At 69.1% G+C, this 26,327-nt stretch carries 29 protein-coding genes and 1 tRNA gene; 17 read left to right on the top strand and 13 right to left on the bottom strand.

The features are described from left to right. Positions 1-145: 145 nt before the first annotated feature. Entirely contained in the window at positions 146-607 is a 462-nt protein-coding gene (locus VF592_RS03870) for an Hsp20 family protein (protein ID WP_331004285.1), read from the top strand. Positions 608-674: 67 nt separating this feature from the next. On the opposite strand, the gene VF592_RS03865 is transcribed toward VF592_RS03870, so the two are convergent. The 4 genes from VF592_RS03865 to secG all read right to left on the bottom strand — a co-directional run bounded on the left by VF592_RS03865 (position 675) and on the right by secG (position 4,136). Then, the gene (locus VF592_RS03865; protein WP_331004284.1) at positions 675-1,676 is read right to left on the bottom strand and encodes a sensor domain-containing diguanylate cyclase; all 1,002 of its coding nucleotides are present in this window, start codon (positions 1,674-1,676) and stop codon (positions 675-677) included. After that, positions 1,669-1,899 (bottom strand): hypothetical protein, encoded by a 231-nt coding sequence (locus VF592_RS03860; RefSeq protein WP_331004283.1) that lies wholly within the window; start codon positions 1,897-1,899, stop codon positions 1,669-1,671. The genes VF592_RS03865 and VF592_RS03860 overlap by 8 nt, the downstream gene beginning before the upstream one ends. 62 nt (positions 1,900-1,961) lie before the next feature. Next, positions 1,962-3,611 carry a CTP synthase gene (locus VF592_RS03855; protein ID WP_331004282.1) on the bottom strand — a complete coding sequence of 550 codons (1,650 nt, stop codon included), beginning with the start codon at positions 3,609-3,611 and terminating at the stop codon, positions 1,962-1,964. Positions 3,612-3,728: 117 nt separating this feature from the next. Beyond that, positions 3,729-4,136 carry a preprotein translocase subunit SecG gene (secG, locus tag VF592_RS03850; RefSeq protein WP_331004281.1) on the bottom strand — a complete coding sequence of 136 codons (408 nt, stop codon included), beginning with the start codon at positions 4,134-4,136 and terminating at the stop codon, positions 3,729-3,731. 253 nt (positions 4,137-4,389) lie between these two features. Between secG and VF592_RS03845 the strand changes: the two genes are divergently transcribed. Genes VF592_RS03845 through eda form a run of 7 tightly spaced genes read left to right on the top strand, consistent with a single transcriptional unit; the run spans position 4,390 to position 9,792 of the window. Then, positions 4,390-4,728 (top strand): MarR family transcriptional regulator, encoded by a 339-nt coding sequence (locus VF592_RS03845; RefSeq protein WP_331004309.1) that lies wholly within the window; start codon positions 4,390-4,392, stop codon positions 4,726-4,728. After that, positions 4,691-5,044 (top strand): SH3 domain-containing protein, encoded by a 354-nt coding sequence (locus VF592_RS03840; protein ID WP_331004280.1) that lies wholly within the window; start codon positions 4,691-4,693, stop codon positions 5,042-5,044. The genes VF592_RS03845 and VF592_RS03840 overlap by 38 nt, the downstream gene beginning before the upstream one ends. Further along, the gene (argC, locus tag VF592_RS03835; protein WP_331004279.1) at positions 5,038-5,952 is read left to right on the top strand and encodes an N-acetyl-gamma-glutamyl-phosphate reductase; all 915 of its coding nucleotides are present in this window, start codon (positions 5,038-5,040) and stop codon (positions 5,950-5,952) included. The genes VF592_RS03840 and argC overlap by 7 nt, the downstream gene beginning before the upstream one ends. A gap of 13 nt (positions 5,953-5,965) precedes the next feature. After that, entirely contained in the window at positions 5,966-7,429 is a 1,464-nt protein-coding gene (gene zwf, locus VF592_RS03830; protein WP_331004278.1) for a glucose-6-phosphate dehydrogenase, read from the top strand. A 52-nt stretch (positions 7,430-7,481) separates the two neighbouring features. Next, positions 7,482-8,186, top strand: coding sequence for a 6-phosphogluconolactonase (pgl, locus tag VF592_RS03825; RefSeq protein WP_331004277.1), 705 nt, complete (start codon positions 7,482-7,484; stop codon positions 8,184-8,186). Positions 8,187-8,213: 27 nt separating this feature from the next. Continuing rightward, positions 8,214-9,179 carry a glucokinase gene (gene glk, locus VF592_RS03820; protein ID WP_331004276.1) on the top strand — a complete coding sequence of 322 codons (966 nt, stop codon included), beginning with the start codon at positions 8,214-8,216 and terminating at the stop codon, positions 9,177-9,179. A gap of 10 nt (positions 9,180-9,189) precedes the next feature. Beyond that, positions 9,190-9,792, top strand: a complete 603-nt coding sequence (gene eda / locus VF592_RS03815) for a bifunctional 4-hydroxy-2-oxoglutarate aldolase/2-dehydro-3-deoxy-phosphogluconate aldolase (RefSeq protein WP_414714151.1) — start codon at positions 9,190-9,192, stop codon at positions 9,790-9,792. A gap of 4 nt (positions 9,793-9,796) precedes the next feature. Here eda and mltG read toward each other — a convergent pair whose 3' ends face one another. The 6 genes from mltG to fabD all read right to left on the bottom strand — a co-directional run bounded on the left by mltG (position 9,797) and on the right by fabD (position 14,630). Further along, positions 9,797-10,768, bottom strand: a complete 972-nt coding sequence (gene mltG, locus VF592_RS03810; RefSeq protein WP_331004274.1) for an endolytic transglycosylase MltG — start codon at positions 10,766-10,768, stop codon at positions 9,797-9,799. Positions 10,769-10,784: 16 nt separating this feature from the next. Beyond that, a complete protein-coding gene (gene fabF, locus VF592_RS03805) occupies positions 10,785-12,047 on the bottom strand; it encodes a beta-ketoacyl-ACP synthase II (RefSeq protein WP_331004273.1) in 1,263 nt (420 codons plus the stop codon). Positions 12,048-12,131: 84 nt separating this feature from the next. Further along, the gene (locus VF592_RS03800) at positions 12,132-12,368 is read right to left on the bottom strand and encodes an acyl carrier protein (RefSeq protein ID WP_331004272.1); all 237 of its coding nucleotides are present in this window, start codon (positions 12,366-12,368) and stop codon (positions 12,132-12,134) included. Between the two features lie 100 nt (positions 12,369-12,468). Continuing rightward, entirely contained in the window at positions 12,469-13,209 is a 741-nt protein-coding gene (fabG, locus tag VF592_RS03795) for a 3-oxoacyl-[acyl-carrier-protein] reductase (RefSeq protein ID WP_331004271.1), read from the bottom strand. Next, positions 13,209-13,640, bottom strand: a complete 432-nt coding sequence (locus VF592_RS03790) for a GxxExxY protein (RefSeq protein WP_331004270.1) — start codon at positions 13,638-13,640, stop codon at positions 13,209-13,211. Before VF592_RS03790 ends, fabG begins: the two co-directional genes overlap by 1 nt. Before the next feature lie 30 nt (positions 13,641-13,670). Continuing rightward, positions 13,671-14,630: an ACP S-malonyltransferase gene (gene fabD, locus VF592_RS03785; RefSeq protein WP_331004269.1), complete on the bottom strand. Its 960-nt coding sequence runs from the start codon at positions 14,628-14,630 to the stop codon at positions 13,671-13,673. A gap of 258 nt (positions 14,631-14,888) precedes the next feature. On the opposite strand from fabD, the gene rpsF reads away from it, so the two are divergent. From rpsF to rplI, 3 genes are read left to right on the top strand one after another with little or no spacing between them, the layout of a single operon-like run. Further along, complete coding sequence (gene rpsF, locus VF592_RS03780) at positions 14,889-15,347, top strand: 30S ribosomal protein S6 (RefSeq protein ID WP_331004268.1); 459 nt, start codon at positions 14,889-14,891, stop codon at positions 15,345-15,347. Continuing rightward, positions 15,347-15,571, top strand: a complete 225-nt coding sequence (gene rpsR / locus VF592_RS03775) for a 30S ribosomal protein S18 (RefSeq protein WP_331004267.1) — start codon at positions 15,347-15,349, stop codon at positions 15,569-15,571. Before rpsF ends, rpsR begins: the two co-directional genes overlap by 1 nt. A 12-nt stretch (positions 15,572-15,583) precedes the next feature. Next, on the top strand, positions 15,584-16,174 hold the full coding sequence (rplI, locus tag VF592_RS03770; protein WP_331004266.1) for a 50S ribosomal protein L9: 591 nt from the start codon (positions 15,584-15,586) through the stop codon (positions 16,172-16,174). Between the two features lie 80 nt (positions 16,175-16,254). Here rplI and mutL read toward each other — a convergent pair whose 3' ends face one another. Continuing rightward, positions 16,255-18,024: a DNA mismatch repair endonuclease MutL gene (gene mutL / locus VF592_RS03765; protein ID WP_331004265.1), complete on the bottom strand. Its 1,770-nt coding sequence runs from the start codon at positions 18,022-18,024 to the stop codon at positions 16,255-16,257. A gap of 150 nt (positions 18,025-18,174) precedes the next feature. Between mutL and VF592_RS03760 the strand changes: the two genes are divergently transcribed. From VF592_RS03760 to VF592_RS03735, 6 genes are all read left to right on the top strand, one after another. Further along, entirely contained in the window at positions 18,175-19,218 is a 1,044-nt protein-coding gene (locus VF592_RS03760) for a rod shape-determining protein (protein WP_331004264.1), read from the top strand. A gap of 20 nt (positions 19,219-19,238) precedes the next feature. Beyond that, positions 19,239-20,141, top strand: a complete 903-nt coding sequence (gene mreC, locus VF592_RS03755; protein ID WP_331004263.1) for a rod shape-determining protein MreC — start codon at positions 19,239-19,241, stop codon at positions 20,139-20,141. Continuing rightward, on the top strand, positions 20,138-20,659 hold the full coding sequence (gene mreD / locus VF592_RS03750) for a rod shape-determining protein MreD (RefSeq protein WP_331004262.1): 522 nt from the start codon (positions 20,138-20,140) through the stop codon (positions 20,657-20,659). Before mreC ends, mreD begins: the two co-directional genes overlap by 4 nt. Beyond that, a complete protein-coding gene (gene mrdA / locus VF592_RS03745; protein WP_331004261.1) occupies positions 20,659-22,728 on the top strand; it encodes a penicillin-binding protein 2 in 2,070 nt (689 codons plus the stop codon). Before mreD ends, mrdA begins: the two co-directional genes overlap by 1 nt. Positions 22,729-22,807: 79 nt before the next feature. Then, positions 22,808-22,883: transfer RNA gene (locus tag VF592_RS03740), tRNA-Lys, on the top strand. A 115-nt stretch (positions 22,884-22,998) separates the two neighbouring features. Continuing rightward, entirely contained in the window at positions 22,999-23,250 is a 252-nt protein-coding gene (locus tag VF592_RS03735) for a hypothetical protein (protein ID WP_331004260.1), read from the top strand. 25 nt (positions 23,251-23,275) lie between these two features. On the opposite strand, the gene VF592_RS03730 is transcribed toward VF592_RS03735, so the two are convergent. Together VF592_RS03730 and VF592_RS03725 are read right to left on the bottom strand one after the other, a co-directional pair. Next, a complete protein-coding gene (locus VF592_RS03730; protein WP_331004259.1) occupies positions 23,276-23,509 on the bottom strand; it encodes a hypothetical protein in 234 nt (77 codons plus the stop codon). A gap of 491 nt (positions 23,510-24,000) precedes the next feature. After that, on the bottom strand, positions 24,001-26,202 hold the full coding sequence (locus VF592_RS03725) for a hypothetical protein (protein ID WP_331004258.1): 2,202 nt from the start codon (positions 26,200-26,202) through the stop codon (positions 24,001-24,003). Between the last annotated feature and the right edge of the window lie 125 nt (positions 26,203-26,327).

Genomic DNA, 26,327 nt, shown 5'->3' with positions numbered 1-26,327 from the left:
TTTCATGATAGGGCCGGATCGGCCTCTTGACGACGGCTTCGCGCTCACCAAATCGCTGCCGCGCGACGCCTTCGGGGTCGCGCCGGGGTGCCGCGCCCGTCGGTGCGCGGGCTCCACCATCAACTCGCTTTTCGGAGGATTTGATATGCGACTCGACCTGACCCCCTATCGCCGTTCGACCATCGGCTTCGACCGGCTCTTCGACCTGCTCGAGCAGAATACGCGCGGCGCGGCGCCGGAGAACTATCCGCCCTTCAACCTGGAGCGCGTCGCCGACGACCGCTACCGCATCACGCTGGCGGTGGCGGGCTTCGCGCGCGACGAGATCGACATCACGGCACAGCAGAACCTGCTGCTCGTGACCGGCAAGAAGGATGATCGCGCGGACGCGACCTTCCTGCACGTCGGCATCGCCAATCGCAGCTTCGAGCGTCGGTTCGAACTCGCCGATTTCGTGTTCGTCGAGGATGCGCGGCTCAACGACGGGCTGCTCGTGATCGACCTGGTCCGCGAGGTGCCCGAGGCGATGAAGCCCAAGACGATCGCGATCAAGACGGGCGCCCCGCTCGCCGCGGTCGAGGCGAGCGACACGGCCAAGGCGGCGTAGAAGCGCGCTGCGAGGCGCCGTCGGGGCGTCCGGACCCGACGGTCCGGACGCCCCGCTTTTCCATGACTTAGGCGGCGATATATTTCGGGAGCTCGGCGAGGCAGCACCGGTTCCGCCCGCCACGCTTGGCGGCATAAAGCGGCGCGTCGGCGGCGGCGAGCCAGCTGTCGACGCCGTCGATGTCGCGGTTCAGCTCCGCCACCCCGAAGCTGGCGGTGATCGGCAAGGCGGTCCCGTCCGCAAGGGTGAAAGGCCGGGCCGCGATCAGCGCCCGGAAACGATCGGCCGCCACCAAGGCTTCGGCCGCGTCGGTTTCGGGCAGAAGCAGCGCGAACTCCTCGCCGCCGATCCGGCCGAGCACGTCGTTGGGGCGCATCGCCTCGCCGCAGAGGTCGGCGAGCAGCCGCAGCACCTGGTCGCCGGCGGGGTGGCCATAGGTGTCGTTGACCGATTTGAAGTGATCGACATCGAGCATCAACAGCGACCCGGGGCGGCCATAACGCTGGTGTCGCGCGATCTCCTTGGCCGCCTGTTCGACGAAGCCGCGCCGCGTCAGCGCCCCGGTCAGCTGATCGCGCCGGGCGATCTGGCGCAGTTCGAACTCGTCGACGACCAGGCTGGCGAAATTGGCGAGAATGGCGATCTCGGCGGGCGAGAAGTCGCGCGGCTGCGTATCCATCGCGCACAGGGCACCGACATTATAGCCATCGGGCGTGCGCAACGGGACGCCCGCATAGCTGCGGACGAACGGATCGCCGACGACCAGCGGACTGCTGGCGAATCGCGGATCGGCATGCGCGTCCGGTACGACGAGCGCCTCGCGCTGCTGGATCGTGTGGGTGCAGAACGAGACACCACGCGGCGTCTCGGACGCCGCCAGGCCCAGCCGCGCTTTGAACCATTGCCGGTCCTGCGCCACCAGGGTGACCGTCGCGATCGGCACCCGGAACACGGTGCGCACCAGGTCGACGATCTTGTCGAATTGCGCTTCCGGCGCCGAGTCGAGGACATCGTACCGGTGCAGCGCGCTCAGACGGGCCTCCTCGTCGAGGAGCGGGGCGTCAGTCATCAGCCTGCTCCCGAGCGATGGCGCGTAGCGCGGCGGTCAGCTCGTCGCGGTAGGAATCGACGAGGAGTCGGACGTTCTGCTCGATCATGACCTCATCGAACCCCGCGGAGCGCAGGCTCGCCACGAGCGTCACCAAATTCTGGTGGTGGCGTAGCACACTGTGCTCGAGTTGGGCCGGAACCGCCGAGGGCAGCACCGGCCGCGCGTCCAGGACATCGTTCATCGCAAGGCCCTCAGCTTGTTGATGGCCCCCCTTCGCATCAAAGAATTTAGGATTCGTTTAGGTTAAACCAGCCGGCTCTGCTTGACCGCCGCCCCGACGAAGCTGGCGAAGAGCGGGTGCGGTGCGAAGGGCTTGGATTTCAGTTCCGGGTGGAACTGGACGCCGACGAACCAGGGATGGTCGGGCCGCTCGACGATCTCGGGCAGGGTGCCGTCGGGGGACAGGCCGGAGAAGACCAGGCCGCCCTTTTCCAACACGTCGCGATAGCCGGTATTGACCTCGTAGCGGTGGCGGTGACGCTCGCTGATCGTCGTCGTGCCGTAGATGGAGGCGACGACGCTGTTGCCGTCGAGCCGCGCTTCATAGGCGCCGAGCCGCATCGTGCCGCCGAGATCGCCCTGCTCCTCGCGCTTCTCCAACCCCTCGCGGCCCATCCATTCGGTGATGAGGCCGATCACGGGTTCGGGCGTCGGGCCGAATTCGGTCGAGGAGGCGGCGGCGATGCCGGCGGTGTCGCGGGCGCCCTCGACACAGGCCATCTGCATCCCGAAACAGATGCCGAAATAGGGGACGCCCCGCTCGCGCGCGAAGCGGACCGAGGCGATCTTGCCCTCCGCGCCGCGTTCGCCGAACGCGCCGGGGACGAGGATCGCGTGGCACGGCTCCAGACTGGCGGCGATGTCGGCCTCGGAGCCTTCGAACAGCTCCGCGTCGATCCAGCGGACGTTGACGCGGACGCGATTGGCGATGCCGCCATGGACCAGCGCCTCGTTCAGCGATTTATACGCGTCCTGCAGCCCGACATATTTGCCGACCACGCCGATCGTCACCTCGCCCTCCGGATTGGTGAGCCGGTCGACGATCTCCGCCCAGCGCGACAGGTCGGGCGCTTCGCCCGGATCGATCCCGAAGACGCGCAGCACTTCCGCGTCGAGGCCCTCGGCATGATATTGGAGCGGCACCGCATAGATGCTCTTGGCGTCGAGCGCGGGGATCACCGCGCTTTCGGGCACGTTGCAGAAGAGCGCGATCTTGGCGCGCTCCGAGCGCGGAAGCGGCTGTTCGCAGCGGCACACCAGCAGGTCGGGCTGGACGCCGAGCGCCGCGAGTTCGCGGACCGAATGCTGGGTCGGCTTGGTCTTGAGCTCTCCCGCGGCCGCGATGAACGGCACCAGCGTGACGTGGATCGACACCGAATTGGCACGGCCGACCTCGTTCCTGAGCTGACGGATCGCCTCGATGAAGGGAAGCGACTCGATATCGCCGACGGTGCCGCCGATCTCGCACAGCACGAAGTCGAGATCGTCCCCATTCTCGTCCAACAGGTCTGCGCGCGCGAACGCCTTGATCGCGTCGGTGACGTGCGGGATGACCTGGACGGTCGCGCCCAGATAATCGCCGCGCCGCTCGCGCTGGATGATCTGCTGGTAGATGCGGCCCGAAGTGATGTTGTCCGACTGGCGCGAGGGCACGCCGGTGAAGCGTTCGTAATGGCCCAGGTCGAGGTCGGTCTCCGCGCCGTCGTCGGTGACGTACACCTCGCCGTGCTGATAGGGGCTCATCGTCCCCGGATCGACGTTCAGATAGGGATCGAACTTGCGGATGCGGACGCGATAGCCGCGCGCCTGGAGCAGCGCGGCGAGCGCCGCCGCCATGAGACCCTTGCCGAGCGACGAGACCACGCCGCCGGTGATGAAGATGTACCGCGCCATGGGAGGAATCGCCTAGCGTCTAAAGGGCATGGGGGACAAGCGCCCGCGTGTCGGTCGCGGGCGTCGTCGAAGGTGCCCGAATGGGGCAGTATCGAACCGCGTCGAAACCGGACGCGCTCAGCGCGCGAGCGGAACGGCCCCGTTGTCCGCCGGCGCGACCGGGGCGGTGCCGTCGGCCGCCGCGGCACCGGCCGCACCCGCGAAGGGCGCATCGTCCGCCTGGACGGGCTGGGTCGGGCGGATCGGCGGGGCGGCGGCCGTACCGGGGCGGCGGGCCAGCGAGGTGTCGACGGTCGCCGTCTGGCGGGTGGCGGCGAACACCGCGAGAATGACCGCCATGCTGACGAACGCGACGGCCAGGACCGATGTCGCGCGGGTCAGGAAATCCGCCGCGCCGCGCGCGGACATCAATCCCGAGGGGCTGCCCCCCATGCCGAGCCCGCCGCCTTCCGACTTCTGCATGAGGATCACCGTGACGAGCGCGGCCGCGATGATGGCGTGAAGGACGAGCAGGAATGCGAACATGGGCTGGGGGATCGATCCGTGGGCGAGAGGTCGTGAGGCAGATAGACGCGGACGGCCCGATGATCAACCGACCGGGCGGCGGCGCCCGATGCTCGCTCGGTGCAAGGGAAACTATGCCAGTCGCGCGGCGTTAAGGTTTCAGCAAAGAGTTATTCCGGGGGCACATCCCCGGCCCAGCAAGTGGAATCCTTCCGTGGCCACAGCCGCCTACCCTTCGCGCGCACCGTCCGGTCTTTCCGCTCTATCCACCTGGATGGCGACGTTGGTGGATTATGTCCGATCCGGCGAGCCGGACCTGACCAATCGCCAGATGGCGTTGCTCCTTCTGGTCTACCTCAATCCGGGGCCGCATACGGTTCGGGGGTTGGCGCGGGCGCTGAACGTGTCCAAGCCCGTCGTGACGCGCGCCTTGAACAGGCTGGGGGGGCTCGGCTATCTGCGCCGCCAACGCGACGACAGCGACAAGCGCAACATCTTCGTCGCGCGCACATCCGAAGGGGCGGAGTTTCTTGAAGAATTCGGGCAGTTCATCGGCGACGGAGACGGTGCTGCCGATGACGGTGGCACCAACGCCGGAGCCGGCCGCGCGTAGGCGCTTCGCGCTGACCGGCCGGTCGGTGCAGCTCGATCCGCTAGTTCACGCCGTGCGCCGCGACCTGGCCGATGTTCGCCTGGCCGACAGGGTGTTCGCGCCGCATTACGCCGCCCCCGCCCCGCACCGGCTCGCGAGGACCGCGGCCCTGCGTTCCGGGCGGCAGACCGATTCCACGCCGCTCGCGGATCTGGCGGCGGGCGATATGTTCGAGGTGCTCGAATTCGCGGGCGATCACGCTTGGGGGATCGCGCCGGGCGTCGCGCTGGTCGGCTATGTCGACACGGACGCGCTGGAGGCGCACCGCGCATGTTGAGCGTGTTCATGGACGGCGCGGTGGGCACCACCGGGCTGGAAATCGGCGAGCGGCTGGCGGGGCGCGGGGACTTCTCGCTGATCCGGCTGGCGGAGGATCGCCGCAAGGATCCGGCGGCCCGCGCCGAAGCGCTGAACGACGCCGATTTCGTGATCCTGTGCCTGCCCGACGATGCCGCGCGCGAGGCGGTTGCGCTGATCCGCAACGCCCGCACCCGCGTGATCGACGCGTCGAGCGCGCACCGTGTCGCGGACGGCTGGACCTATGGCTTTCCCGAACTCGGCTTCGACGTCGCCGGCGCGTCGCGGGTGTCCAACCCCGGCTGCTACCCGACGGGCTTTCTGGCGCTGATCGCGCCGCTGGTCCGCGCGAGGCTGATACCGTCCGACTGGCCGTACAGCGTGAACGCGGTATCCGGCTATTCGGGCGGGGGCAAGGCGCTGATCGAGCGGTTCGAGCGAGACGGCGACCTGGCGTTCCGCGATTACGGCTTTTCGCTGGGGCACAAGCATGTCGCCGAGATGCGGCTCCATGCCGGGCTGGCGCATCCGCCCCTGTTCGCGCCCACCGTCACGCGCGCCTTTCGCGGCATGATCGTCGAGGTGCCGCTCCCGCTCGCCGCGATGCCTGGGGCGCCGGGCCGCGCGGCGCTGCTGAACTGCCTGGCCGCCGCGTTCGAGGGACAGCCCGTCGTGCGGGTACATGACGACCAGCCCGACGAGCTGCTTCTCGCCGGGCACGCGGCGCCGAGCGACATGCTCGACCTTTACGTCTTCGCCGATGCCGGCGACCGGCAGGCGCGGCTGGTCGCCACGCTGGACAATCTGGGCAAGGGCGCGGCCGGGGCGGCCGTCCAGAATCTGAACATCATGGCGGGGCTAGACCCTCTCGCCGGCCTCGTCGTCTGATCGGAGCGTCACCATGGCCCGCAATCCCGTCGCCAAGCTGCTCCTGTTCGGCGCCACCGGCGACCTGGCGCAGCGGATGCTGTTGCCGTCGCTCTACGGCCTCCATGCGGACGGACTGCTTCCCGAGGGACTGACGATCATCGGCGCCGCGCGGTCGGAGCATGACGATGCGAGCTACCGCGTCTTCGCCGAGGAGGCGTTGGAGAAATACCTCGCTAAGGATCGCAACGACGCGGCCACCATCACCAGCTTTGTCGAGCGGCTGACCTATCAGGCGATGGACCTGTCGGACGCCGAGGGCTTCGCGCCGCTGGCCGAGAAGGTCGGCGACGTGGCGGGCGGGCTGGCGATCTTCCTGTCGACCGCGCCTTCGCTCTTCGAGCCCGCGATAACCGGGCTCGCCTCGATCGGGCTGACGGGGGAGACGGTGCGCATCGGCCTGGAGAAGCCGCTGGGTTACGACCTCGCGTCGAGCCGGGAGATCAACCAGGCGGTGTTCGCCGCCTTTCCGGAGCCGCGTACCTATCGGATCGACCATTATCTGGGCAAGGAGACCGTCCAGAACATCCTGGCGCTGCGTTTCGGCAATTCCTTCTTCGAGCCGATCTGGAACGCGCGGGGGATCGCCAGCGTCCAGATCACCATCGCCGAGACCGTCGGGCTGGAGGAGCGCGCGGGCTATTATGACGGCATGGGGGCGCTTCGCGACATGGTGCAGAACCACATGCTCCAGCTGCTCGCCCTGATCGCGATGGAGCCCCCCGCCCGCTTCGACGGCACGGCGGTGCGCGACGAGAAGGCCAAGCTGTTCCATTCGCTCCGTCCGATCACCGCGGCCGAGGTCGAGACCCATGTCGTCGCCGGGCAATATGTCGCGGGCGCCACCGACGGGAAGATCGTCCGGAGCTATGTCGACGAGCTGGGCAAGGAGTCATCGACGGAGACCTTCGTGGCGATCAAGGCGCATGTCGACAACTGGCGCTGGCAGGGCGTGCCCTTCTACCTGCGCACCGGCAAGCGCATGGCGACGCGGCGGTCGGAGATCGCGATCGAGTTCAAGCCCGTGCCGCATTCGATGTTCGCGTCGCGCGGCGGGAAGCTCCAGCCCAACATGCTCGTCATCCGGCTCCAGCCCGAGGAATATGTCCAGCTGCTCGTGATGGCCAAGGAGCCGGGGCTCGACCGCGACGGGGTGCGGCTGCGCGAGGTGCCGCTCAATCTGAGCATGGACTGCGAATTCGCGGGCACCAGGCGGCGGATCGCCTATGAACGGCTGCTGCTCGACCTGATCGAGGGCGACCAGACCCTGTTCGTCCGCCGCGACGAGGTGGAGGCGCAGTGGCGCTGGATCGACGCGATCCGCGAGGGCTGGGCCGAGAACCGGATGAAGCCCAAAACCTATCCCACGGGCACTTGGGGGCCCTCCGCCGCGATCGCCCTGACCGAGCGCGACGGGGTGACCTGGCACGACGAATGACCCGCACTCTTGCCCGATCCCGCCCCGGCGGGACGCGGCCGAAGGAACGAACATGACCGAGATCGAATGGTGGGATTATGACGACGCGGCCGAGATGGCCGAGGCGGTCGCGGGCGACGTGCAGTTCGTGATCGAAAGCGCGATCGACGCGCGCGGCAGCGCCGTCGTCGCGCTGCCGGGCGGCAAGACCCCGGTTGCGATCTACGACAAGCTCGCGCGCGCCAAGCTCGACTGGAAGCGCGTGACCATCGTGCCCACCGACGAGCGGATCGTACCCTTAGGCGATCCGCTGAGCAATGTGACCATGATCGCCAAGGCGTTCCTGCCCAAAGGCGCGCGCGTGATGCCGGTCGTGCCGAACGCGACCGCGGACTACCGCGCGGCGGGACGGTCGGCCGACGCGCTGATGCAGGACCTGCACTGGCCGCTGGACCTGTGCCTGCTGGGCGTGGGTGCCGACGGGCATACCGCGTCGATCTTTCCCGGCCCCGATTACGACGAGGCGCTGGCCGGCCCGCGCGAGCGGCGCGCGCTGGGCGTCATGCCCGATCCGCTGCCGCCCGAGGCGCCCGTCGCGCGCGTCACGCTCAGCCGCCAGGGCATCGTCACCGCCCGCGCGCTGATGATCGCGGTCACCGGCGCCGACAAGCGCAAGGTCGTCGAACAGGCGATCGAGCAGGGCGCCCTGTCGCGCTATCCGATCGGCCGGGTGCTGGCGGACGTGGAATTGCCCGTCGATATCCATTGGGCGGCGTGACCGCCATCCGCCCAGAGGATCGCTGAGGTGGAGATCGTCGCCGCCGATATCGGCGGCACCAATGCGCGTTTCGCGATCGCCGAGATCGCGGATCGTCGCGTGATCCGGCTGGGCGAGGCCGTCACGCTGAAGGTCGCCGAGTTCGCGAGCTTCCAGACGGCCTGGGCCGCGTTCGGCGAGCGGGCGGGGCGGCCTCTGCCCTCGGCCGCCGGGATCGCGATCGCGTCGCCGATCGACGGCGACGTGATCCGCATGACCAACAATCCCTGGATCATCCGCCCGTCGCTGATCCCGGAGCGGTTGGGCGTCGATACCCATGTGCTGATCAACGATTTCGGCGCGGTCGGCCATGCCGTGGCGCAGGTGGGGGAGGATCAGCTCGTCCATCTGTGCGGCCCGGACATCCCGCTGCCGGCCGAGGGGATGACGACGGTGTGCGGCCCCGGCACCGGGCTGGGCGTCGCGGCCGTGCTCAAGCAGGACGGCGTCTACCGGGTGATCGAGACGGAGGGCGGGCATATGGACTTCGCCCCGCTCGACACGATCGAGGACGCGATCATGAAAAGGCTGCGCCGGACCTATACGCGCGTGTCGGTCGAGCGCATCTGCTCGGGGCCGGGGATCGTCGCGATCTACGAGACCCTGGCCCAGCTGGAAGGGCGTCCGGTCGCGAGCCGCGACGACAGGACGATCTGGAAGGAAGCGCTGGAGGGCACGGACCCGCTGGCGCTGGCGGCGCTCGACCGTTTCTGCCTGGCGCTGGGCGCGGTGGCGGGAGATCTGGCACTGGCGCACGGCGCGCACGGCGTCGTGATCGCGGGCGGGCTGGGCCTGCGGGTCAAGGACAAGCTGCTCCGATCGGGCTTCGACCAGCGGTTCGCGGCGAAGGGGCGCTTCCAGTCGCGCATGGCGGCCATTCCGGTGAAGCTGATCACCCACCCCCAGCCCGGTCTGTTCGGGGCGGCCGCGGCGTTCGCCCAAGCGCATGGATGACGGGAACGATATGATCGGCATCGACGACATCATGCGGGCCTCCCCCGTCATTCCGGTGCTTGTCCTGCAGGACGCCGCCCAGGCCTATCCGCTGGCCCGGGCGCTCGTCGCCGGGGGCCTTCGGGTGCTGGAGGTGACGATGCGGACGCCGGCCGCGCTCGACGCGATCGCCGAAATGAAGCGGGTGCCGGGCGCGATCGTCGGGGCGGGAACGGTCCTGACCGCCGAGCAGTTCGGCGCGGCCGTCGACGCGGGCGCGGAATTCATCGTCTCGCCGGGGCTGACCGATCGTCTGGCCAAGCCGATCCTGGCGAGCGGCGTCCCTTATCTGCCGGGTGTCTCCAGCGCGGGCGACATCATGCGCGGGCTGGACCTCGGGCTGACCCGGTTCAAATTCTTTCCGGCCGAGGCGAGCGGCGGCCGCGCCGCGTTGAGCGCGCTGGCGGCGCCGTTCGGGCAATGCCGCTTCTGCCCCACGGGCGGGATCACGCCGGCCAACGCCGCCGACTGGCTCGCGCTCGACTCGGTGTTGTGCGTCGGCGGGACGTGGCTGAACGGCGGCAGCCCGGCCGAGGTCGAGCGGACGGCGCGGGCGGCGGCGATGCTTCGCTGACGGGCTACATCTCGCCGCGCGCGCGGCGGATGGCGTACCATTTGCGCACATTGGCGTTGTGCTCGGCCAGGGTGTTCGCGAACACATGCCCGCCCGTGCCGTCGGCGACGAAGTAGAGCGCCTCCGACGGCGCCGGATCGAGCACCGCGTCGATCGACGCCCGGCCCGGATTGGCGATCGGGCCCACCGGAAGTCCCTGACGCGCATAGGTGTTGTAGCCGTTTTCCGAATCGTTCAGTTCGGATCGCAGAATGCGGCGGCCGAGCGGGCGGCCCTTGGTGATCGGATAGATGACCGTGGGATCGGCCTGAAGCGGCATCCCGACCCGCAGGCGGTTGCCGTAGACTGCCGCGACGGTGCGCCGCTCGGACGGCTTGCCCGTCTCCTTTTCGACCACCGAGGCGAGGATCACCGCCTGTTCGGGGGTCGAAACCGCGATGCCGGGTTTGCGCTTCTTCCATGCCTCGGCGAGGTAGCGGCGCATCGCCGCCTGCATCCGCCCGACGACCTCGGCGCGGGTATCGCCGCGCTGGAAGGCGTAGCTGTCAGGGAGGATCGATCCCTCGGCCGGGACGGGCACGTCACCCACCAGCCCCTGCGCGCGCATCAGCGCCTCGTGGACGAGCACCGACGGATAGCCCTCGGGCACCACCACGAGGCGTTGGAGCGTCCTGCCCTGCTGGAGCAGCGCCAGGATCGCGGACGGGCTCGCCTTGACGGGGATGCCGTATTCGCCGGCCTTGATGGAGTCGCCCGACCCCAATAGGCGGGCGAGCAGGCGGAAGCGCGAGGCGGAACGGATCGCGCCGGCCTGTTCCAGGCGGGTGGCCGCGGCGGCGAGGCTGGAGCCCTGGCGAATCTGGACGGTCAGCGGGCGTTCGGCCGGACCCTCGCCGTTCCAGCCGCGCACCCCCAAGAGGATGACGACCAGCAGCAGTACGGCCGCGGCGGCGCCGGCACAGCCGAGCCGCCTCACGCGCGCGTTCGGGCGATCACGCCACCGGCCTCATCACCAGGCTGGCATTGGTGCCGCCGAAGCCGAAGCTGTTGTTGAGGATCGCGCGGACCGGGCGTTCCTTGGCGACGTGCGGCACCAGGTCGACGCCGACGCAATTCTCGCTGGGATTGTCGAGGTTGAGCGTCGGCGGCACGACCTGGTCGCGCATCGCCAGGATGCAGAAGATGGATTCCACCGCCCCCGCACCGCCGAGAAGATGGCCGATCGCCGATTTGGTCGAGCTCATCGACACGTCGTTCAGCGCGTCGCCGAACAGCCGCCGGACCGCGCCCAGCTCTAGCTCGTCGCCCAGCGGGGTCGAGGTGCCATGGGCGTTGATATAGTCGATGTCCTCCAGCGCGAGGCCGGACTTGCGCACCGCCATCTGCATCGACCGGAACGCGCCCGACCCCTCGGGATGCGGCGCGGTGACGTGATAGGCGTCGCCCGACAGGCCATAGCCGATCACTTCGGCGTACATCTTCGCGCCGCGCGCGCGGGCATGTTCATATTCCTCGAGCACCAGCACCCCGGCGCCCTCGCCCATCACGAACCCGTCGCGGTCGCGGTCATAGGGACGCGAGCCACGCTCGGGCTGGTCGTTGAAGTTGGTGGAGAGCGCGCGCGCCTGGGCGAAACCGGCGATGCCGAGCGGGCAGATCGCTCCCTCGGCCCCGCCCGCGAGCATCACGTCGGCATCGTCCATCGCGATCATCCGCGCGGCGTCGCCGATCGCGTGCGCCCCGGTCGAACAGGCGGTCACGACCGCATGGTTGGGGCCCATCAACCCGTATTTGATCGAGACCTGGCCCGAGATGAGGTTGATCAGCCGGCCATGGACGAAGTGCGGCGAGACGCGGCGCGGACCCTTTTCGTGACGCACGATCGACTCGCTCTCGATGCCGGGCAGCCCGCCGATCCCGGAGCCGATGGTGCAGCCCGCGCGGAACCGCTCCTCCTCCGACATGTCGGTCAGGCCGGCATCCTCCAGCGCCTGGCCGGCGGCGTCGATGCCGAAGATGATGAAGGGATCGACCTGACGCTGGACCTTGTGATCGACGCGCAAATTGGGATCGAAGCCATATTCGTGATCGGCCGGCTTGACCTCGCAGGCGATGCGGCAGGCATAGCCGGTGGGATCGAAGCGGGTGATCGGCCCCGCGCCGGAGCGCCCGGCGAGAAGGTTGGCCCAGACACGCTCGACCTCCGCGCCCAGCGGCGTCACGAGCCCCAGTCCGGTTACGACGACACGCCGCATCTGCTTATCCTTGTTCCGTAAACGAAAACGGCTCCCGGCCGGCGATCCGGGCGGGAGCCGTTCCTGTCCGTCGAGCGATTGGGCTCAGGCCTGATGCTCGTCGATATAGGTGATCGCGTCCTTGACGGTCCCGATCTTCTCGGCCGCGTCGTCGGGGATCTCGACACCGAATTCCTCTTCGAACGCCATCACCAGCTCGACGATGTCGAGGCTGTCCGCGCCCAGGTCGTCGATGAAGCTGGCATCCTCGGTCACCTTGTCGGCCTCGACGCCGAGGTGCTCGACGACGATCTTCTTCACGCGGTCGGCGGTCTCGCTCATATTCTTCCCTTTGGCGTAAGCGTGGTGTTCCTGAACGCACGTAGAACGGGGTTTTGCCGCGCGCAAGCGTCTGATCCCGGTGCGGGCGCCTCGGAGCGGGTCAGATCATCGCCATGCCGCCATTGACGTGCAGCGTCTGGCCGGTGACGTAACCCGCCTCGCGGCTGGCGAGATAGACGATGGCGGCGGCGACGTCCTCGCCCTCGCCCAGCGTTCCCGCGGGGATACGCGTCGCGAGCTGCGCCTTCTGCGCGTCGGGCAGCGCGTCGGTCATCGCCGAGCGGATAAAGCCGGGCGCGACGCAATTGACGGTGATGCCGCGCGTCGCCAGCTCCTGCGCTACCGCCTTGGACAGGCCGACCAGCCCCGCCTTGGACGCGGCATAATTGGCCTGGCCGGGATTGCCCGTCGCACCGACGACCGAGGTGACGGAGACGATCCGCCCGAAGCGCGCCTTCATCATCGGCTTGGCGGCCGCGCGGATCAGGCGAAACGCCGCCTCCAGGTTGACGCCGATCACGTCCGCCCATTCCTGGTCCTTCATCCGCATCGTCAGATTGTCGCGGGTGACCCCGGCATTGTTGACGAGGATGTCGAGCCTGCCCCCCAGCGCCTCGACCGCGCGCGGGACGAGCGCGTCGACCGCGGCCGGGTCGGACAGGTCGCACGGGAGCGCGACATGGTCGCCCTGGAGCGTCGCCAGAAACGCGTCGAGCTTGTCGGGGTTCGACCCCGAAACCGCGAGCCGGGCGCCCTGCCCCGCCAAGGCCCGCGCGATCGCCGACCCGATCCCGCCCGAGGCGCCGGTGACGAGGGCGGTCATGCCTGTGAGATCGAACATCAGCTTCTCCCAGAAGGTTGGTTCACGCGGAGGCGCGGAGACGCGGAGGGGGTGTAATCATTGACCACGCGCCGGAGCCCCTCCTTAAGCGTTTCGCCGCCGAAATTGATAAGCAGCCCGACGGGCTGTTTCATCAGACGTAGATAGGTCAGCAGCTGCTTCCCGTGGACCGGGTTCAGCCGCTCGACCGACTTGATCTCGACGATCAAGCGCCTGTCGATCAGCAGATCGACCCGGAAGGAATTCTCGAACCGCATGCCGTCGAATTCTATGTCGACCGGGTGTTGGCGCGCGACATGATGGCCCAAGCTCGCCAGCTTGCTGGCAAGAACGATTTCATACACGCTTTCGAGCAGTCCCGGCCCTAGCTCCCGGTGCAGCCGAAGTGCCAGATCGATGACATCGCCGCTTATGTCGTCAAGGTTCTTCACTTCTCCGCGCCTCCGCGCCTCCGCGTGACCCTAGATCGCCTTCACCAGCCCGTCGATGTCGTCCATCGACACCACGCTGATCGCGTTCGCGTCGGGGGCGATGCGCTTGACCATGGGGCCGAGCACCTTGCCGCCGAACTCGACGAAGTCGGTCACCCCCTCGGCGACCATGCGCTCGATCGATTCGCGCCAGCGGACCATGCCGGTGACCTGTTGGACCAGCAGGTGACGGAGCGCGCCGGGGTCGGCGACGGGTGCGGCGTCGACGTTGACGTAGACGGGCACCAGCGGGCCGCGCAGGTCGGCGTCGGCGAGCGCGGCTTCCATCTCGCGCGCGGCGGGTTCCATCAGGCTGCAATGGAAGGGAGCCGAGACGGGGAGGATCACCCCGCGCTTGGCGCCGAGCCCCTTGGCGAGCGCCACGGCGCGCTCGACGGCGGCGCGGTGGCCGGAGATGACGACCTGGCCGGGGTCGTTGTCGTTGGCGACGGTGCAGACGAGCTCGGGCCCGCCTTCCGCCAGGATCTGGTCGACCGCCGTGCCCGCGATCGTGCCCGCCAGCTCGACGTTCGCGCCGAGCAGGGCCGCCATCGCTCCCTCGCCCACGGCGACCGCGCGCTGCATCGCCTGGCCGCGCAGCTTGAGCAGCCGGGCGGTCGTCGCCAGGTCGAGCGCCTGGGCCGCGCAGAGCGCGCTATATTCGCCCAGGCTGTGGCCGGCGACATAATCGGCCTTGTCGGCGAGGCGGACGCCCGCCTCGCGCTCGAGCACCCGGAGCGTCGCGACGGCGTTGGCCATGATCGCGGGCTGGGCGTTCTCCGTGAGCTGAAGCGCGTCGGCCGGACCGTCGCTCATCAGGCGTAACAGGCTTTGGCCGAGCGCCTCGTCGACCTCGCCGAACACGTCGCGCGCGGTCGCGCTCGCATCGGCGAGGGCGCGGCCCATGCCGACCGCCTGGCTTCCCTGGCCGGGAAAGATGAATGCGCGCACCGTGAACTCCTTGGGCTGTCGCCGTTCGACTAGGCGAGCCGCCGGGCGGGGGTCAACCGGCGCGGGCGCGGACCAGCCCGGTCGTGAGCACCGCGACGGGCATCGCCCCGCCCGCCTTGCCTTTTGCGGGCAAGTCGGTAAGGTGCGCGGATCGTGCCGGCGGCTATCCGTCGCGCGATCACCGAATGTCGAAAGAAAGCCGGAGGGGCGCATCGCATGGGGCGGGCGTCAGCGATCGGCCAAGATGAAAGAAGCAGCATGGCTCTTTACGAGCATGTGTTCCTTGCGCGCCAGGATCTGGCACAGGCGCAGGTGGACGCTCTGGCGGAAAACGCCACCCGTATCGTCACCGAAAATCAGGGCCGCGTGGTCAAGACCGAGAATTGGGGCCTTCGCAGCCTCGCCTATCGGATCGCGAAGAACCGCAAGGCGCATTACGTCATGCTCGAGATCGAGGCGCCCGGCGACGTGGTCGCGGAGCTCGAGCGGCAGACGCAGATCAACGAGGACGTGATCCGCTACATGACCGTCCGCGTCGACGCGCTCGAAGAGGGCCCGACCGTGATGATGCGCAAGCAGGAGCGCGACCGCGAGCGTCGCGGCGACCGCGAAGGCGGCCGCGAGGGCCGTGGCGATCGCCCGGACCGCGGCGAGCGCTCCGATCGCGGCGACCGCCCCGACCGTCCCCGTCGTGACCGTGAAGAGGAGGCCGCATAATGGCACGTCCGTTTTTCCGCCGTCGCAAGAGCTGCCCCTTTTCCGCCAAGGACGCTCCCCGGATCGATTACAAGGACGTCCGGTTGCTCCAGGGCTTCGTGTCCGAGCGCGGCAAGATCGTCCCCAGCCGCATCACTTCGGTGTCCGGCAAGAAGCAGCGCGAGCTGGCGATCGCGATCAAGCGCGCCCGTCACCTGGGCCTGCTGCCCTATGTCGTGAAGTAAGGAGTCCGATAGATGGACGTTATTCTGCTTGAGCGCGTCGAGAAGCTCGGCGCCATCGGCGACGTGGTCACGGTCAAGGACGGCTTCGCGCGCAACTTCCTGTTGCCCCGCAAGAAGGCGCTGCGGGCCAACGAGGCGAATCGCCGCGTGTTCGATTCGAACCGCGCGCGGATCGAATCGGACAACGCCAATCGTCGCGGCGAGGCCGAGGCCGAGGCGAAGACCTTCGAGGGCGTGTCGGTGACCCTGATCCGTCAGGCGTCGAACACCGGCCAGCTCTACGGCTCGGTCGCGGTGCGCGATCTGGTCGATTCGCTGGTCGCGGACGGTCACAAGGTGGCCAAGTCGGCGATCGTGCTCGACCGCCCGATCAAGGCGATCGGCGTGTACGACGTGCGCGTCTCGCTCCACCCAGAGGTCGCGGTGACCGTCAAGGTCAACGTCGCCCGCTCGCCCGAGGAAGCGGCGATGCAGGCCGAGGGCGTCGACGTCATGGCGTCGATGTTCGAGCGCGACGAGGCCGGCTTCGTCGAGGATTACGATCCCAACGCCGAGCCCGGCGCGACCGCCGAGGTCGAGACGGAGCAGCAGCCCCAGGGCTGAGGCTTTCGCGCCAATACCAAACTACAAGGGCCGTCCGGATGTCGATCCGGGCGGCCCTTTTCACGTTAGTCGGCGCCGGGTCAACGCCGCCCGAACAGCTTCTCGATATCGGCATGGGCCAGCTTCACCCAGGTCGGTCGCCCATGGTTGCACTGGCCCGAATGCGGCGTCGCCTCCATCTCGCGCAGTAGCGCGTTCATCTCGGCGACGTTCAGCACCCGGCCCGCGCGCACCGAGCCGTGGCAGGCGATGGTGGCGGCGACATGGTCGAGCCGCTCGCGGAGCGACAGCGCCTCGTCATAGGCGCCGAGCTCGTCGGCCAGATCGGCCAGGAGCGCGGCCGTGTCGGGCCGGCCGAGCGGCGCGGGCGTGGCGCGCACCAGCATCGCGCGCGGGCCGAAGCGTTCGATCTCCAGCCCGAAATCGGCCAGCTCCCTCGACCGCGCCTCCAGCCGGTCGCAGCCGGGTTCGTCCAGCTCGACGACCTCGGGCAGCAGCAGCGCCTGCGCCGCGACGCGCCCGCCCAACGCAGCGGCGCGCAGCCGTTCGAGGACGATGCGTTCATGCGCGGCATGCTGGTCGACGAGCACCAGCCCGTCCTCCGCCTCCGCGACGATATAGGTGGTGGCCACCTGCCCGCGCGCGACGCCCAGCGGATGCGTGGTCGTGGGCGGGGGCGACCAGGCGGGCTCGGCGCGCGCCTGCGGGGGCGCGGTGAAAAAGTCGGGCCGGGCCTCGCGCACCAGCGGGGGGTCGAGCACCGGCACCGCGCGATCTCCCGTCATCTCGGGCATCGGCTCGGGTCGCCACATGCCGAGCGCCGCCTCGGTCGGGCGCCGGACCGCGCGGTGGCCGGTGGCGTCCAGCGCGCGGCGCAGCCCCGACACGATCAGCCCGCGCACGAGCACCGCGTCGCTGAAGCGCACCTCGGTCTTGGCGGGATGGACGTTCACGTCGACCAGCTCGGGCGGCAGGTCGAGGAACAGCGCGACGATCGCGTGCCGGTCGCGCGGAAGCATCTCCGCATAGGCGCCGCGGATCGCGCCCATGAGCAGGCGATCGCGGACCGGGCGGCCATTGACGAACAGATATTGGTGGTCGGCGACGCCGCGGTTGAAGGTGGGCAGGCTCGCCACCCCGCCCAGGCGATAGCCGTCACGCTCCAGGTCGATCGGGACCGCATTCTCCCCGAGCATCCGGTCGGTGAGCGCGGCGACGCGGCGCGGGCGATCGTCGCCCGCATCGGCGGCGAGCACGCGCCGGCCGTCATGCTCGACCGCAAAGGCGATATCGGGCCGCGCCATCGCCAACCGCCGCACGATGTCGAGGCAGGCGGCATATTCGGAGCGCCCCGAGCGCAGGAACTTGCGCCGGGCGGGCAGCCTGGCGAACAGCTGTTCGACGATCACCCGCGTGCCGGGCGGGAGCGCGGCGGGGCCTTCCCGCTCGACCAGGCCGTTGTCGACCACGCGCGCCCAGCCATCAGCGCCGCGCAGGCGCGACTCGATGGTGAAGCGCGCGACGCTCGCGATCGAGGGCAAGGCCTCGCCCCGGAAACCTAGCGTCGTGACCGCCTCGATCGCCCCCTCCTCTCCGACGAGACTCTCCGGGAGCTTGGAGGTGGCGTGACGTTCGAGCGCCAGCGCCAGGTCGGCGGGGGTCATGCCGGAGCCGTCATCGGCGACCTCGATCCGCTCGATCCCGCCCGCGCGCAGCGATATTGCGATCCGCGCGGCGCCCGCGTCGATCGCGTTCTCGACCAGCTCCTTCAACGCGCTGGCGGGTCTTTCGACCACTTCACCGGCGGCGATCCGGTTGACCAGCCGTTCGGGCAGCCTTCTTATTGACATGGGTCACGTCCTAGACCAACGGCGGGCATCCCGCGACCCGCAAACGCGAACACCTGGCGCCCGGTGACGTGATGCGCGTGCCCGCGAGATGATGTGATCCGCCGTCGCCCGTGGGGGGCCGCCGGCGCTCAACGGGATTGAACCGCCTCCATGTCCTTTTCGCGCTTCTTCAAGTTCATGTCGCAGGACATGGCGATCGACCTGGGCACCGCCAACACCGTGGTCTATGTGCGCGGACGCGGCATCGTCCTGAACGAGCCGTCGGTCGTGGCGGTGGAGACGATCAACGGCGTCAAGCGCGTCAAGGCGGTCGGCGACGACGCCAAGCTGATGATGGGCAAGACCCCGGGCACGATCGAGGCGATCCGCCCCTTACGCGACGGCGTCATCGCCGACATCGACGTGGCCGAGCAGATGATCAAGCATTTCATCCAGAAGGTGCATGGCCCCCGCAATTTCTTTGCGCGCTTTCCCGAGATCGTGATCTGCGTGCCGTCGGGATCGACCAAGGTCGAACGCCGCGCGATCCGCGACGCCGCGTCCAATGCCGGCGCCAGCCAGGTATGGCTGATCGAGGAGCCGATGGCCGCCGCGATCGGCGCCGACATGCCGGTCACCGAGCCGATCGGATCGATGGTCGTCGACATCGGCGGCGGGACGACCGAGGTCGCGGTGCTCTCCTTGCGCGGGCTGGCCTACACCACCTCGGTACGCGTCGGCGGCGACAAGATGGACGAGGCGATCGTCTCGTACGTGCGTCGCAACCACAATCTCCTGATCGGCGAGGCGACGGCCGAGCGGATCAAGCAGGAGATCGGCATCGCCCGCCCGCCGGCCGACGGTATCGGCAAAGTCATCCCGATCAAGGGCCGCGATCTCGTCAACGGCGTGCCCAAGGAGATCATGATCAACCAGGGCATGATCGCCGAGGCGTTGTCGGAACCGGTGGCGACGATCGTCGAGGGCGTGCGCGTCGCGCTGGAGAATACCGCCCCCGAACTCGCGGCCGACATCGTCGACCAGGGCATCGTCCTGACCGGCGGCGGCGCGCTGCTCGAAGGGCTGGACGAGGTGCTGCGCGACGAGACCGGACTGCCCGTGACCGTCGCCGAGGATCCGTTGACCTGCGTCGCGCTGGGCACCGGGCGCGCGCTCGAGGATCCGATGTACCGCGGCGTTCTTCAGAGCGGCTGATCCGGCGGAGCACAGGAGCGATGGCTGGTCGCGACCGGCGGCCGGGCTTCTCCCGGCGGCGACAATATGGAGTCCTGCTGAGCTATGTGGTCGCGGTCGCCGGCGTGGGCGTCGGCGCCGTGCTGCTGCTGCTGTCCACGCTCAATCCGCCCCTCTTCTCGGCGCTCCGCATGAGCGTCGCGGAGGTGACCACGCCGATCGCCTCGCTGATGTCCGGCGGCGGACAGGCGATGCTGTCGGTCCCGCGCGCGATCAGCACCTATTTCGCGGTGCATGACGAGAATGAGCGGCTGCGGCGGGAAGCGGCGGCGACCCGCCGGCTTCTCACCCGCGCGCGCGCGATCGCCCATGACAATCGCCGGCTGCGGACCTTGCTGGCACTCCGCGACCGGAGCACGGCGGCGGTCGTGAGCGCGCGGCTGGTCGGGTCGACCGCGGGGAGCACGCGCCGCTTCGCGTTGCTGAACGCCGGGCGGGTCGCGGGGGTCAGGCCGGGCATGCCGGTGCGCGGCCCGGACGGGCTGGTCGGCCGCGTGGTCGAGACGGGGCTGAACGCGGCGCGCGTGCTGCTGCTCGTCGATCCCGACAGCGTGGTTCCGGTACGCCGGACGCGCGACGGCCTGCCCGCCATCGTGGCGGGGCGCGGCGACGGGGCGGTCGATATCCGCTCGGTCGACGATCTGGGCGTGCGCTTCGCCGCGGGCGACCTGTTCGTGACGTCGGGGACGGGCGGCATCTATCCCCCGGGCATTCCGGTCGCCCGCGTCGTCGCGACCGGACGCGACACCGTGCTCGGCCGGACGGTGGCGCGCGCCGACACGCTGGATTTCGCACTGGTGGAGCGGCCCTTCCTGCCGCTGCCGCCCCCCTCCCCGGCCCTGCCGCCCGCCCCGCCGCCCAGCAAGCCCGGCCCCGCGGGATGAGCGACGCCCTCGACTATCGGCCCTTCGCCCCCGTCCTGCCGCCTGCACGCGCGCGCGCGCTGCCCTGGGCGACCGTGTTGGGCGCATCGGCCTTGACGGCCGTGCCCGTCGTCGCGACCTTGCCGCTGCTGCCCCCGCTCGGGTTGCTGATGCTGCTGACCTGGCGGCTGCTCGCCCGCTTCGCGCTCCGGCGCTGGGCGGCGGCACCGCTCGGCTTCTTCGACGACCTGGTGAGCGGCCAGCCGCTCGGCAGCGCGGTGCTGGCGTGGAGTTTGTGTTTCCTGGTGATCGACCTCGTCGAACAACGCTTTCCCGATCGCGATTTCGGGCAGGACTGGCTGATCGCGGCCGGGCTGGTCGCGGCGACGCTCCTGCTCGGACGGCTGGTGGCCGCACCACTCGCCGCCCCGGTCGCGCCGGTGCTGGCGGTCCAGATCGCCGTCTCCGTGCTGCTTTTCCCGCTGTTCGTGCGGATCGTCGCCTGGATCGACCGGCGGCGTGGGCAAAGCGAGGGCTGATGCGTCACCAACCGATCATGAGCGAGGCGACCCAGGCCTATAGCTTTTCGCGCCGCGCCTGGCTGCTCGGCGCGGCGCAGGGCGCGGTGGGGCTCGCGCTGGCCGGCCGCATGGGCTGGCTCGCGGTCGCGGAGAACGACCGGTATAATCTGCTGTCCGAAAGCAACCGCGTCGACATGACGCTGATGCCGCCGCGGCGCGGCTGGCTGGTCGACCGCAACGGACTGCCCATCGCGAACAACCGCACCGATTTCCGCGTCGACATCATTCCCGACCGGTTTCACGAGCCCGATCGCGTGCTGCCGCTGCTCGCCGGCCTGTTGCGGCTGCCCGACGAGGAGATGGCCCGCCTGCGGCTGGACCTGGAACGCGCGGCCGGGTTCCAGCCGGTGCAGGTGGCGGAAAAGCTCGACTGGGAGCGTTTCGCCGCCGTCAGCGTCCGCTTGCCCGAACTGCCCGGCGTGGTGCCGACGCGCGGCTTCGCGCGGCATTACCCAGCGGGCGCGGCGGTCGCCCACCTGACCGGCTATGTCGGCGCCGCCACCGCCGAACAGTTCAAGGAAACGCGCGACCAGCTCTATGTCACCCCCGGGTTCAAGCTAGGCAAGGACGGGCTGGAAAAGACGCTGGAGCCGCTGCTGCGCGGCGAGGCGGGGGCCAAGCGGATCGAGGTCACCGCGGGTGGCAAGCTCGTCCAGGCGCTGGAAACCAAGCCCGACGAGCCCGGGCGCAACGTCCGGCTGACGATCGACGCGGGCCTGCAGGAATATGCGGCGCGGCGGCTGGGCCCCCATTCGGGATCGGTCGTGGTGATGGACTGCCGCACGGGCGAGCTGCTCGCCATGGTGTCGATGCCCGCCTATGATCCGAACAGCTTTTCGGACGGCATCAGCCAGCTCGAATGGAAGATGCTGTCCGACGACGATCACGTGCCGCTGATGAACAAGATCGCGCAGGGACTCTATCCGCCGGGCTCGACCGTCAAGCCGATGAACTCGCTCGCGCTGCTCAAGGCGGGGGTGAATCCGGCCGAGCGCATCTCCTGCTCGGGCGCGCTGCGCGTCGGGAGCGGCCTGTTCCACTGCCACAAGCGGCGCGGGCACGGCGCGGTCGATATGCGCCAGGCGGTCGCGCAAAGCTGCGACATCTATTTCTACGAAATGGCGCGGCGACTTGGCTACGACGCCTTCGCGCCCGTCGCCCGGTCGCTCGGCATGGGCGAGAAGTTCGACCTGCCCTTCAACACGCAGCGTTACGGCACCGTGCCTGATAGTGCGTGGAAGCTGCGGAAATACAAGGACAAGTGGACGGTCGCCGATTCGCTCAACTCGTCGATCGGCCAAGGTTATGTGCTGTCCAACCCGCTCCAGCTCTGCGTCATGGCGGCGCGGATCGCGAGCGGGCGCGTGGTGAAGCCGACGTTGCTGGCGCGCAAGGTAGACCGCGACCCGCCCGCGCTCGACGCCGCGCCCGAGCATCTGGCGGTGGTGCGCGACGCGATGTGGGCGGTGGTGAACGGCGGCGGCACCGCCGGGCGGGCGCGTCTCAAGATACCCGGCGTCGAGCTGGCGGGGAAGACCGGTACGGCTCAGGTCCGCCGCATCACCATGGCGGAACGGCGCTCGGGGGTGCTCGGCGACTCGGCGCTGCCGTTCAAGCTGCGCGACCATTCGCTGTTCATGGGCTTCGCGCCCGCCGCCCAGCCACGTTATGCGATCGCGGTGGTGCTCGAACATTCGGGCCACATCGTCACCGCCGCGCCGATGGCGAGCGACATCGTCACCTTTCTGTACGACCGCGAGCGCGCCCTGGCGTCGCTGGCGCCGCTGGAGGAGGAATGGGGCGGCGACATCGCCACCCGGCTCGCGGCCCAGTCCGCCGCCTACAAGGCCGCGCGCGACGCGGAGGCGAGCGCGGTGGCGACCAGGACGGACGGCGTGGTGCCCAGCGAGGCCGCCGCGGTCGAGGCGGCGACCGCGCTCGCCAACGAGACCCAGGCCGCGCTCGCCGCCCTCGGCCCCGCAGGCTCGACCGTGGCCGAGGACGGCACCACCGAGCGGGATCAATAAAAGGGTTTGCAACCCCGGACGCGGATGCTAACGGCCCGCTTCCGATCGTGCCCGCGGCCTTCCGCCGGCGCCCGGTCATGGACGCATAGCTCAGTTGGTAGAGCAGCTGACTCTTAATCAGCGGGTCCTTGGTTCGAGCCCAAGTGCGTCCACCACCTTTCACGTTGTAAATGCTGGGTTTTCTGCTCGGGGGAGCGATGTTCCCTCGACATGTTCCGACACGCCATTCCGACAACTTGCCGGGTCAAGCCGGTGTGATAGGGTGCCGCGATGGACAAGCCCGATGCACCTTCCGCCGAGTCGCGTAGCCCGGCGATCGACCTCCCGATTTCGCGAGCCCGCCGCTGGCTCAGCGCCAAGCTGGAGCAGGGAGACGTGCTCGATCTGGACAGCGGCATGACCGCTGACGATCTGTTCGCGCTGGTCGAGCACGCGGAGCGGACGAGAAACTTCCGCGTCATCCCGGTGGTGCCGATTGAGGATGCGGCTGCTTACGTGGACCGCCTTCGCGGCGTGTCCTGATCAGGGTAGGCCGCGGCCGGCCCTATCAGCCCCAGCCGCGCACGCCGTCCAGCTTTTGTGGGCGCTCGCCGCACTTGATGCACCGCAGATGCGCGGACAAGGTGGCGAAGTCGTCCGCCCAGCCTCGCGCCTGGAACATGGCGAGCAGCGGCCGGGCCGGCTTGTTCTCGATGCGACCGCACCGGCAGATGATGTGGAGGTTCCACCGATCCTCGACCAGTTCGGACAGCGACGCGGGCGGTGGCTTGCGGCGGGACATCGCGACTCGATTTGAGAACAGAAGCGGAACGCCCTATGCTCGCGGCATGGACGAGTCGGCAAGCCCCCAATCCTGCTATGCCACCCCTGCCCCGCTCGGGCCCGAGGAGGTGCGCGCCAAGGTCGCTGCAACCGCCGCCGCGCGTGGCGAGAGCCTGACCGCGGTGTCCGAGGCTCTCGGGCGCAACCCGGCCTACCTCCAGCAATATATCAAGCGCCGATCACCCAAGGTGTTGCCAGAGGACGCGCGCCTGGCGCTCGCGCTTTCACGATATGCCTGGGATTGCGTCCCGCCGCATTATCAGCATGATAGGCTCGATGATGCTATTTGTGACGCGCGGGATAGGACGACTGGTAAATCTCCTGAAATCGCTCAGGACGCCGCCGGACCTGTGCCGGGCATGTCGGGAGCCGCGCGAGAAGCTCGACAATCGGCGCTTCTGCGAGTCCTGCACCGACGAACATCTCGCCTGGTGACGCGAGGCCGCGCGCTTAAGTAACGATCAATCCGATCAGCGAACGCACCGTCACCGTCCCGCCGATCCCGTTGTCGACGTCCGCTTCCGGGTAAAGCACCGTGCCGGTCGCGACAGCGCCAGCGGCGACCATATGGGTCCAGGTCGATCCGGACAGCGTGGCGATGAGCGCACCGGTGCCGGTGCCGGCTTGGCCGGCGACTCCACCGGCATAGATATGGCGACCGACGAAGTCGGCCTCTGTCAGTCCTCGCGGCGTCCAGAGGCCCGGCTCTAAGCGCACCGTTCCACCCGCCGCCTGAGAGACGGTCCCGCTCAACCGCATTAGCGGAGCGCTTACGCCGGCGACGCTGCCCGCGCCGGTCGCGACGCGGTTGCCGCCGATCGTCATCACATCTCCCAGATAGGCGGGCGCGTGGCGAGTCCGCTCGTTCACGAGGTGTGCGAAGGGTCGCTCGATTTCGAAGCTGCCCGCAAGCGTCGACCCGCTCGGCCAGTACAGCGCAAAACCGCGTTTGCCGGCGAAGGTCGTGCTGCTCCCGTAAACCGGAAGGGGGTTGGTCAGTACCAGCGTGTCCATCGGACTGGCGGCGGCCTCCTGCGCCGGTGTGCCGGTCGACGCGCCCGGAGATGCGGGTGCCGCCAACGACGCGGCACCGCCGCCCCACTTGCCGAAGTTGTTGCCGAGGAAGTCGGAGCCGAAGTTCCAGAAGCCGGGGCTGGCGCGCATCAGCGCGCCGGTCATCACATAGGCGCCCGGCGTAGCGGCGATCGTCATGTTGAGACGGTCCTGCAACAGCAGGCGACCATTCGCCGTCGTCGGGGTGGCGGCGGCGAAGTCGACCACCGTTTTGGTGCGGCCGCCTGCCGTGCCCACCTGCGAGACGGTGATGCCGGTCGCGCCGGTCGTGTTGGCGATCAGCTTGCTCGTCGCGATCGTGCCGGTAACGCCTGGGCCGGTCACCGTTCCCGCCGTGCCAGTCAGCGCGGCATCGGTATCAAGCTGTGCGCCCTGCAGCGGATACGTACCCGCCACGATCAGGTCCATGATCTCCGCCGGGGTCTTGGCTTCGATGTGCCCGTCGAGCGAAGCCTTCAAGGCAGCGGCGATGTAATATGCGCCGCGCTGGTCGATGTGGACGAACGAGCTGGCCGTGTTGCTGGAATAGGCCGAGGGGGGCAGCATCCCGGTCAGACCGACAAAGGCGACCTTGCTATCGCCGCCGCCCAGCGCCGCGACGAACGCCGCCTGCGCGGCCCAGACGCGGGTGCGGCGGTCCTGGGTCTCTCCGCTATCGACGACCGTCTCGCCCGCTTTGGTCGACGCGATCGTCGCCACGACCCGGAACCGTTTTCCGCCATAGGCCTGGAACTTGGCATAGGCGTAAGCCACCGCGTCGTACCAGTCCTGCAGCCTCGGGTTGGTGGTCTGGCCCGAGGCGGGGTTCACGCCAGGCGCCGTCGCGAGCACGTTATCGTTCGCGCCCATCGATCCCATGATAAAGAGGTCAGGGGTCTGTGCGGCGGCGGCGTTGATCGCCACCGGCATGATCCAGGCGCGGTTCGATCCGTCGTCCGTCTTGATGGTCGTCCCGGACTGCGCGAGCACCGGGAGCGCCGTCGGCTGAACCAGTCCAGCCATGAGGGCCTGGAACTGGTGGGGCGCATTGGTGGCGCCCGGACCTACGCCGGCGTCGATCGCGCTCAAGCCGTCCCCGACCCAAGCGAAGGTGCCGCCGACCGGGATAAGCGCACTCCCCGCCGCGCCGACGGTCGTGGTGACGAAGGTGTCGGTCGTCGCGCCGATCGCGAGCGTTGTCGCGGTTGCGGCCGAGTTCGCGCCCGCGGCGATGTGCCGCACCGCGATCGTGTCGCCGTTTACCACGCTCACCGGTCCGGCGCTCCACACGCCACCGTTCCTCGACAGCTCGCTGGACATCGCACCACTCACCGCCGCGACGGCGCTATCGGATGCGCCCAGCCCCGCGACCGTGATCGTATTCGAGGTCTGGACCGAGCCCGTCGTCACGTCGAGCAGGTCGCCGAACGCGAAGGCGGCCGGGTTCGTGTCGTTCAGGTTCAGGATCTGGATCGAGACGAGCTGCGAGGTCGCATTACCTGCGGCGTCGGTCGCGGTGCGGGTCCACGAGAGCGCCTGCCGCATCTCGAAATCCTGCGCGGCGATCGACCACGCGCCGGTCGATGGGTTCAGCGTCACCAGTGCCGCATCGGGACCTGTCTTGCTCCAGGTGACCGCCTCGTTTGCGGCCGAGGCGCCGCTCAGCGGCGAGTTCTCGCTGACGCTATAGCTGGACGGCGACGAGATGACGGGCGCGGCCGTGT

The sequence above is a fragment of the Sphingomonas sp. genome (genome assembly GCF_036388435.1).
GTDB lineage: Bacteria > Pseudomonadota > Alphaproteobacteria > Sphingomonadales > Sphingomonadaceae > Sphingomonas.
The sequence above is the reverse complement of the archived record's forward strand: the minus strand, read 5'-3'. Positions and strand labels throughout refer to the sequence as shown.

Excerpts from the sequence above, each read along its gene's own strand:
- VF592_RS03735 (WP_331004260.1), top strand. The coding sequence starts at position 22,999 with ATGGACAAGCCCGATGCACCTTCCGCCGAGTCGCGTAGCCCGGCGATC.
- VF592_RS03855 (WP_331004282.1), bottom strand. The coding sequence starts at position 3,611 with ATGGCGCGGTACATCTTCATCACCGGCGGCGTGGTCTCGTCGCTCGGC.
- VF592_RS03870 (WP_331004285.1), top strand. The coding sequence starts at position 146 with ATGCGACTCGACCTGACCCCCTATCGCCGTTCGACCATCGGCTTCGAC.
- mutL (WP_331004265.1), bottom strand. The coding sequence starts at position 18,024 with ATGTCAATAAGAAGGCTGCCCGAACGGCTGGTCAACCGGATCGCCGCC.
- mreC (WP_331004263.1), top strand. The coding sequence starts at position 19,239 with ATGGCTGGTCGCGACCGGCGGCCGGGCTTCTCCCGGCGGCGACAATAT.
- VF592_RS03845 (WP_331004309.1), top strand. The coding sequence starts at position 4,390 with ATGGCGACGTTGGTGGATTATGTCCGATCCGGCGAGCCGGACCTGACC.
- VF592_RS03760 (WP_331004264.1), top strand. The coding sequence starts at position 18,175 with ATGTCCTTTTCGCGCTTCTTCAAGTTCATGTCGCAGGACATGGCGATC.
- VF592_RS03840 (WP_331004280.1), top strand. The coding sequence starts at position 4,691 with ATGACGGTGGCACCAACGCCGGAGCCGGCCGCGCGTAGGCGCTTCGCG.
- fabF (WP_331004273.1), bottom strand. The coding sequence starts at position 12,047 with ATGCGGCGTGTCGTCGTAACCGGACTGGGGCTCGTGACGCCGCTGGGC.
- rpsF (WP_331004268.1), top strand. The coding sequence starts at position 14,889 with ATGGCTCTTTACGAGCATGTGTTCCTTGCGCGCCAGGATCTGGCACAG.
- eda (WP_414714151.1), top strand. The coding sequence starts at position 9,190 with ATGATCGGCATCGACGACATCATGCGGGCCTCCCCCGTCATTCCGGTG.
- VF592_RS03730 (WP_331004259.1), bottom strand. The coding sequence starts at position 23,509 with ATGTCCCGCCGCAAGCCACCGCCCGCGTCGCTGTCCGAACTGGTCGAG.
- pgl (WP_331004277.1), top strand. The coding sequence starts at position 7,482 with ATGACCGAGATCGAATGGTGGGATTATGACGACGCGGCCGAGATGGCC.
- fabG (WP_331004271.1), bottom strand. The coding sequence starts at position 13,209 with ATGTTCGATCTCACAGGCATGACCGCCCTCGTCACCGGCGCCTCGGGC.
- argC (WP_331004279.1), top strand. The coding sequence starts at position 5,038 with ATGTTGAGCGTGTTCATGGACGGCGCGGTGGGCACCACCGGGCTGGAA.
- rplI (WP_331004266.1), top strand. The coding sequence starts at position 15,584 with ATGGACGTTATTCTGCTTGAGCGCGTCGAGAAGCTCGGCGCCATCGGC.
- secG (WP_331004281.1), bottom strand. The coding sequence starts at position 4,136 with ATGTTCGCATTCCTGCTCGTCCTTCACGCCATCATCGCGGCCGCGCTC.
- VF592_RS03865 (WP_331004284.1), bottom strand. The coding sequence starts at position 1,676 with ATGACTGACGCCCCGCTCCTCGACGAGGAGGCCCGTCTGAGCGCGCTG.
- mrdA (WP_331004261.1), top strand. The coding sequence starts at position 20,659 with ATGCGTCACCAACCGATCATGAGCGAGGCGACCCAGGCCTATAGCTTT.
- VF592_RS03860 (WP_331004283.1), bottom strand. The coding sequence starts at position 1,899 with ATGAACGATGTCCTGGACGCGCGGCCGGTGCTGCCCTCGGCGGTTCCG.
- rpsR (WP_331004267.1), top strand. The coding sequence starts at position 15,347 with ATGGCACGTCCGTTTTTCCGCCGTCGCAAGAGCTGCCCCTTTTCCGCC.
- VF592_RS03800 (WP_331004272.1), bottom strand. The coding sequence starts at position 12,368 with ATGAGCGAGACCGCCGACCGCGTGAAGAAGATCGTCGTCGAGCACCTC.
- zwf (WP_331004278.1), top strand. The coding sequence starts at position 5,966 with ATGGCCCGCAATCCCGTCGCCAAGCTGCTCCTGTTCGGCGCCACCGGC.
- mreD (WP_331004262.1), top strand. The coding sequence starts at position 20,138 with ATGAGCGACGCCCTCGACTATCGGCCCTTCGCCCCCGTCCTGCCGCCT.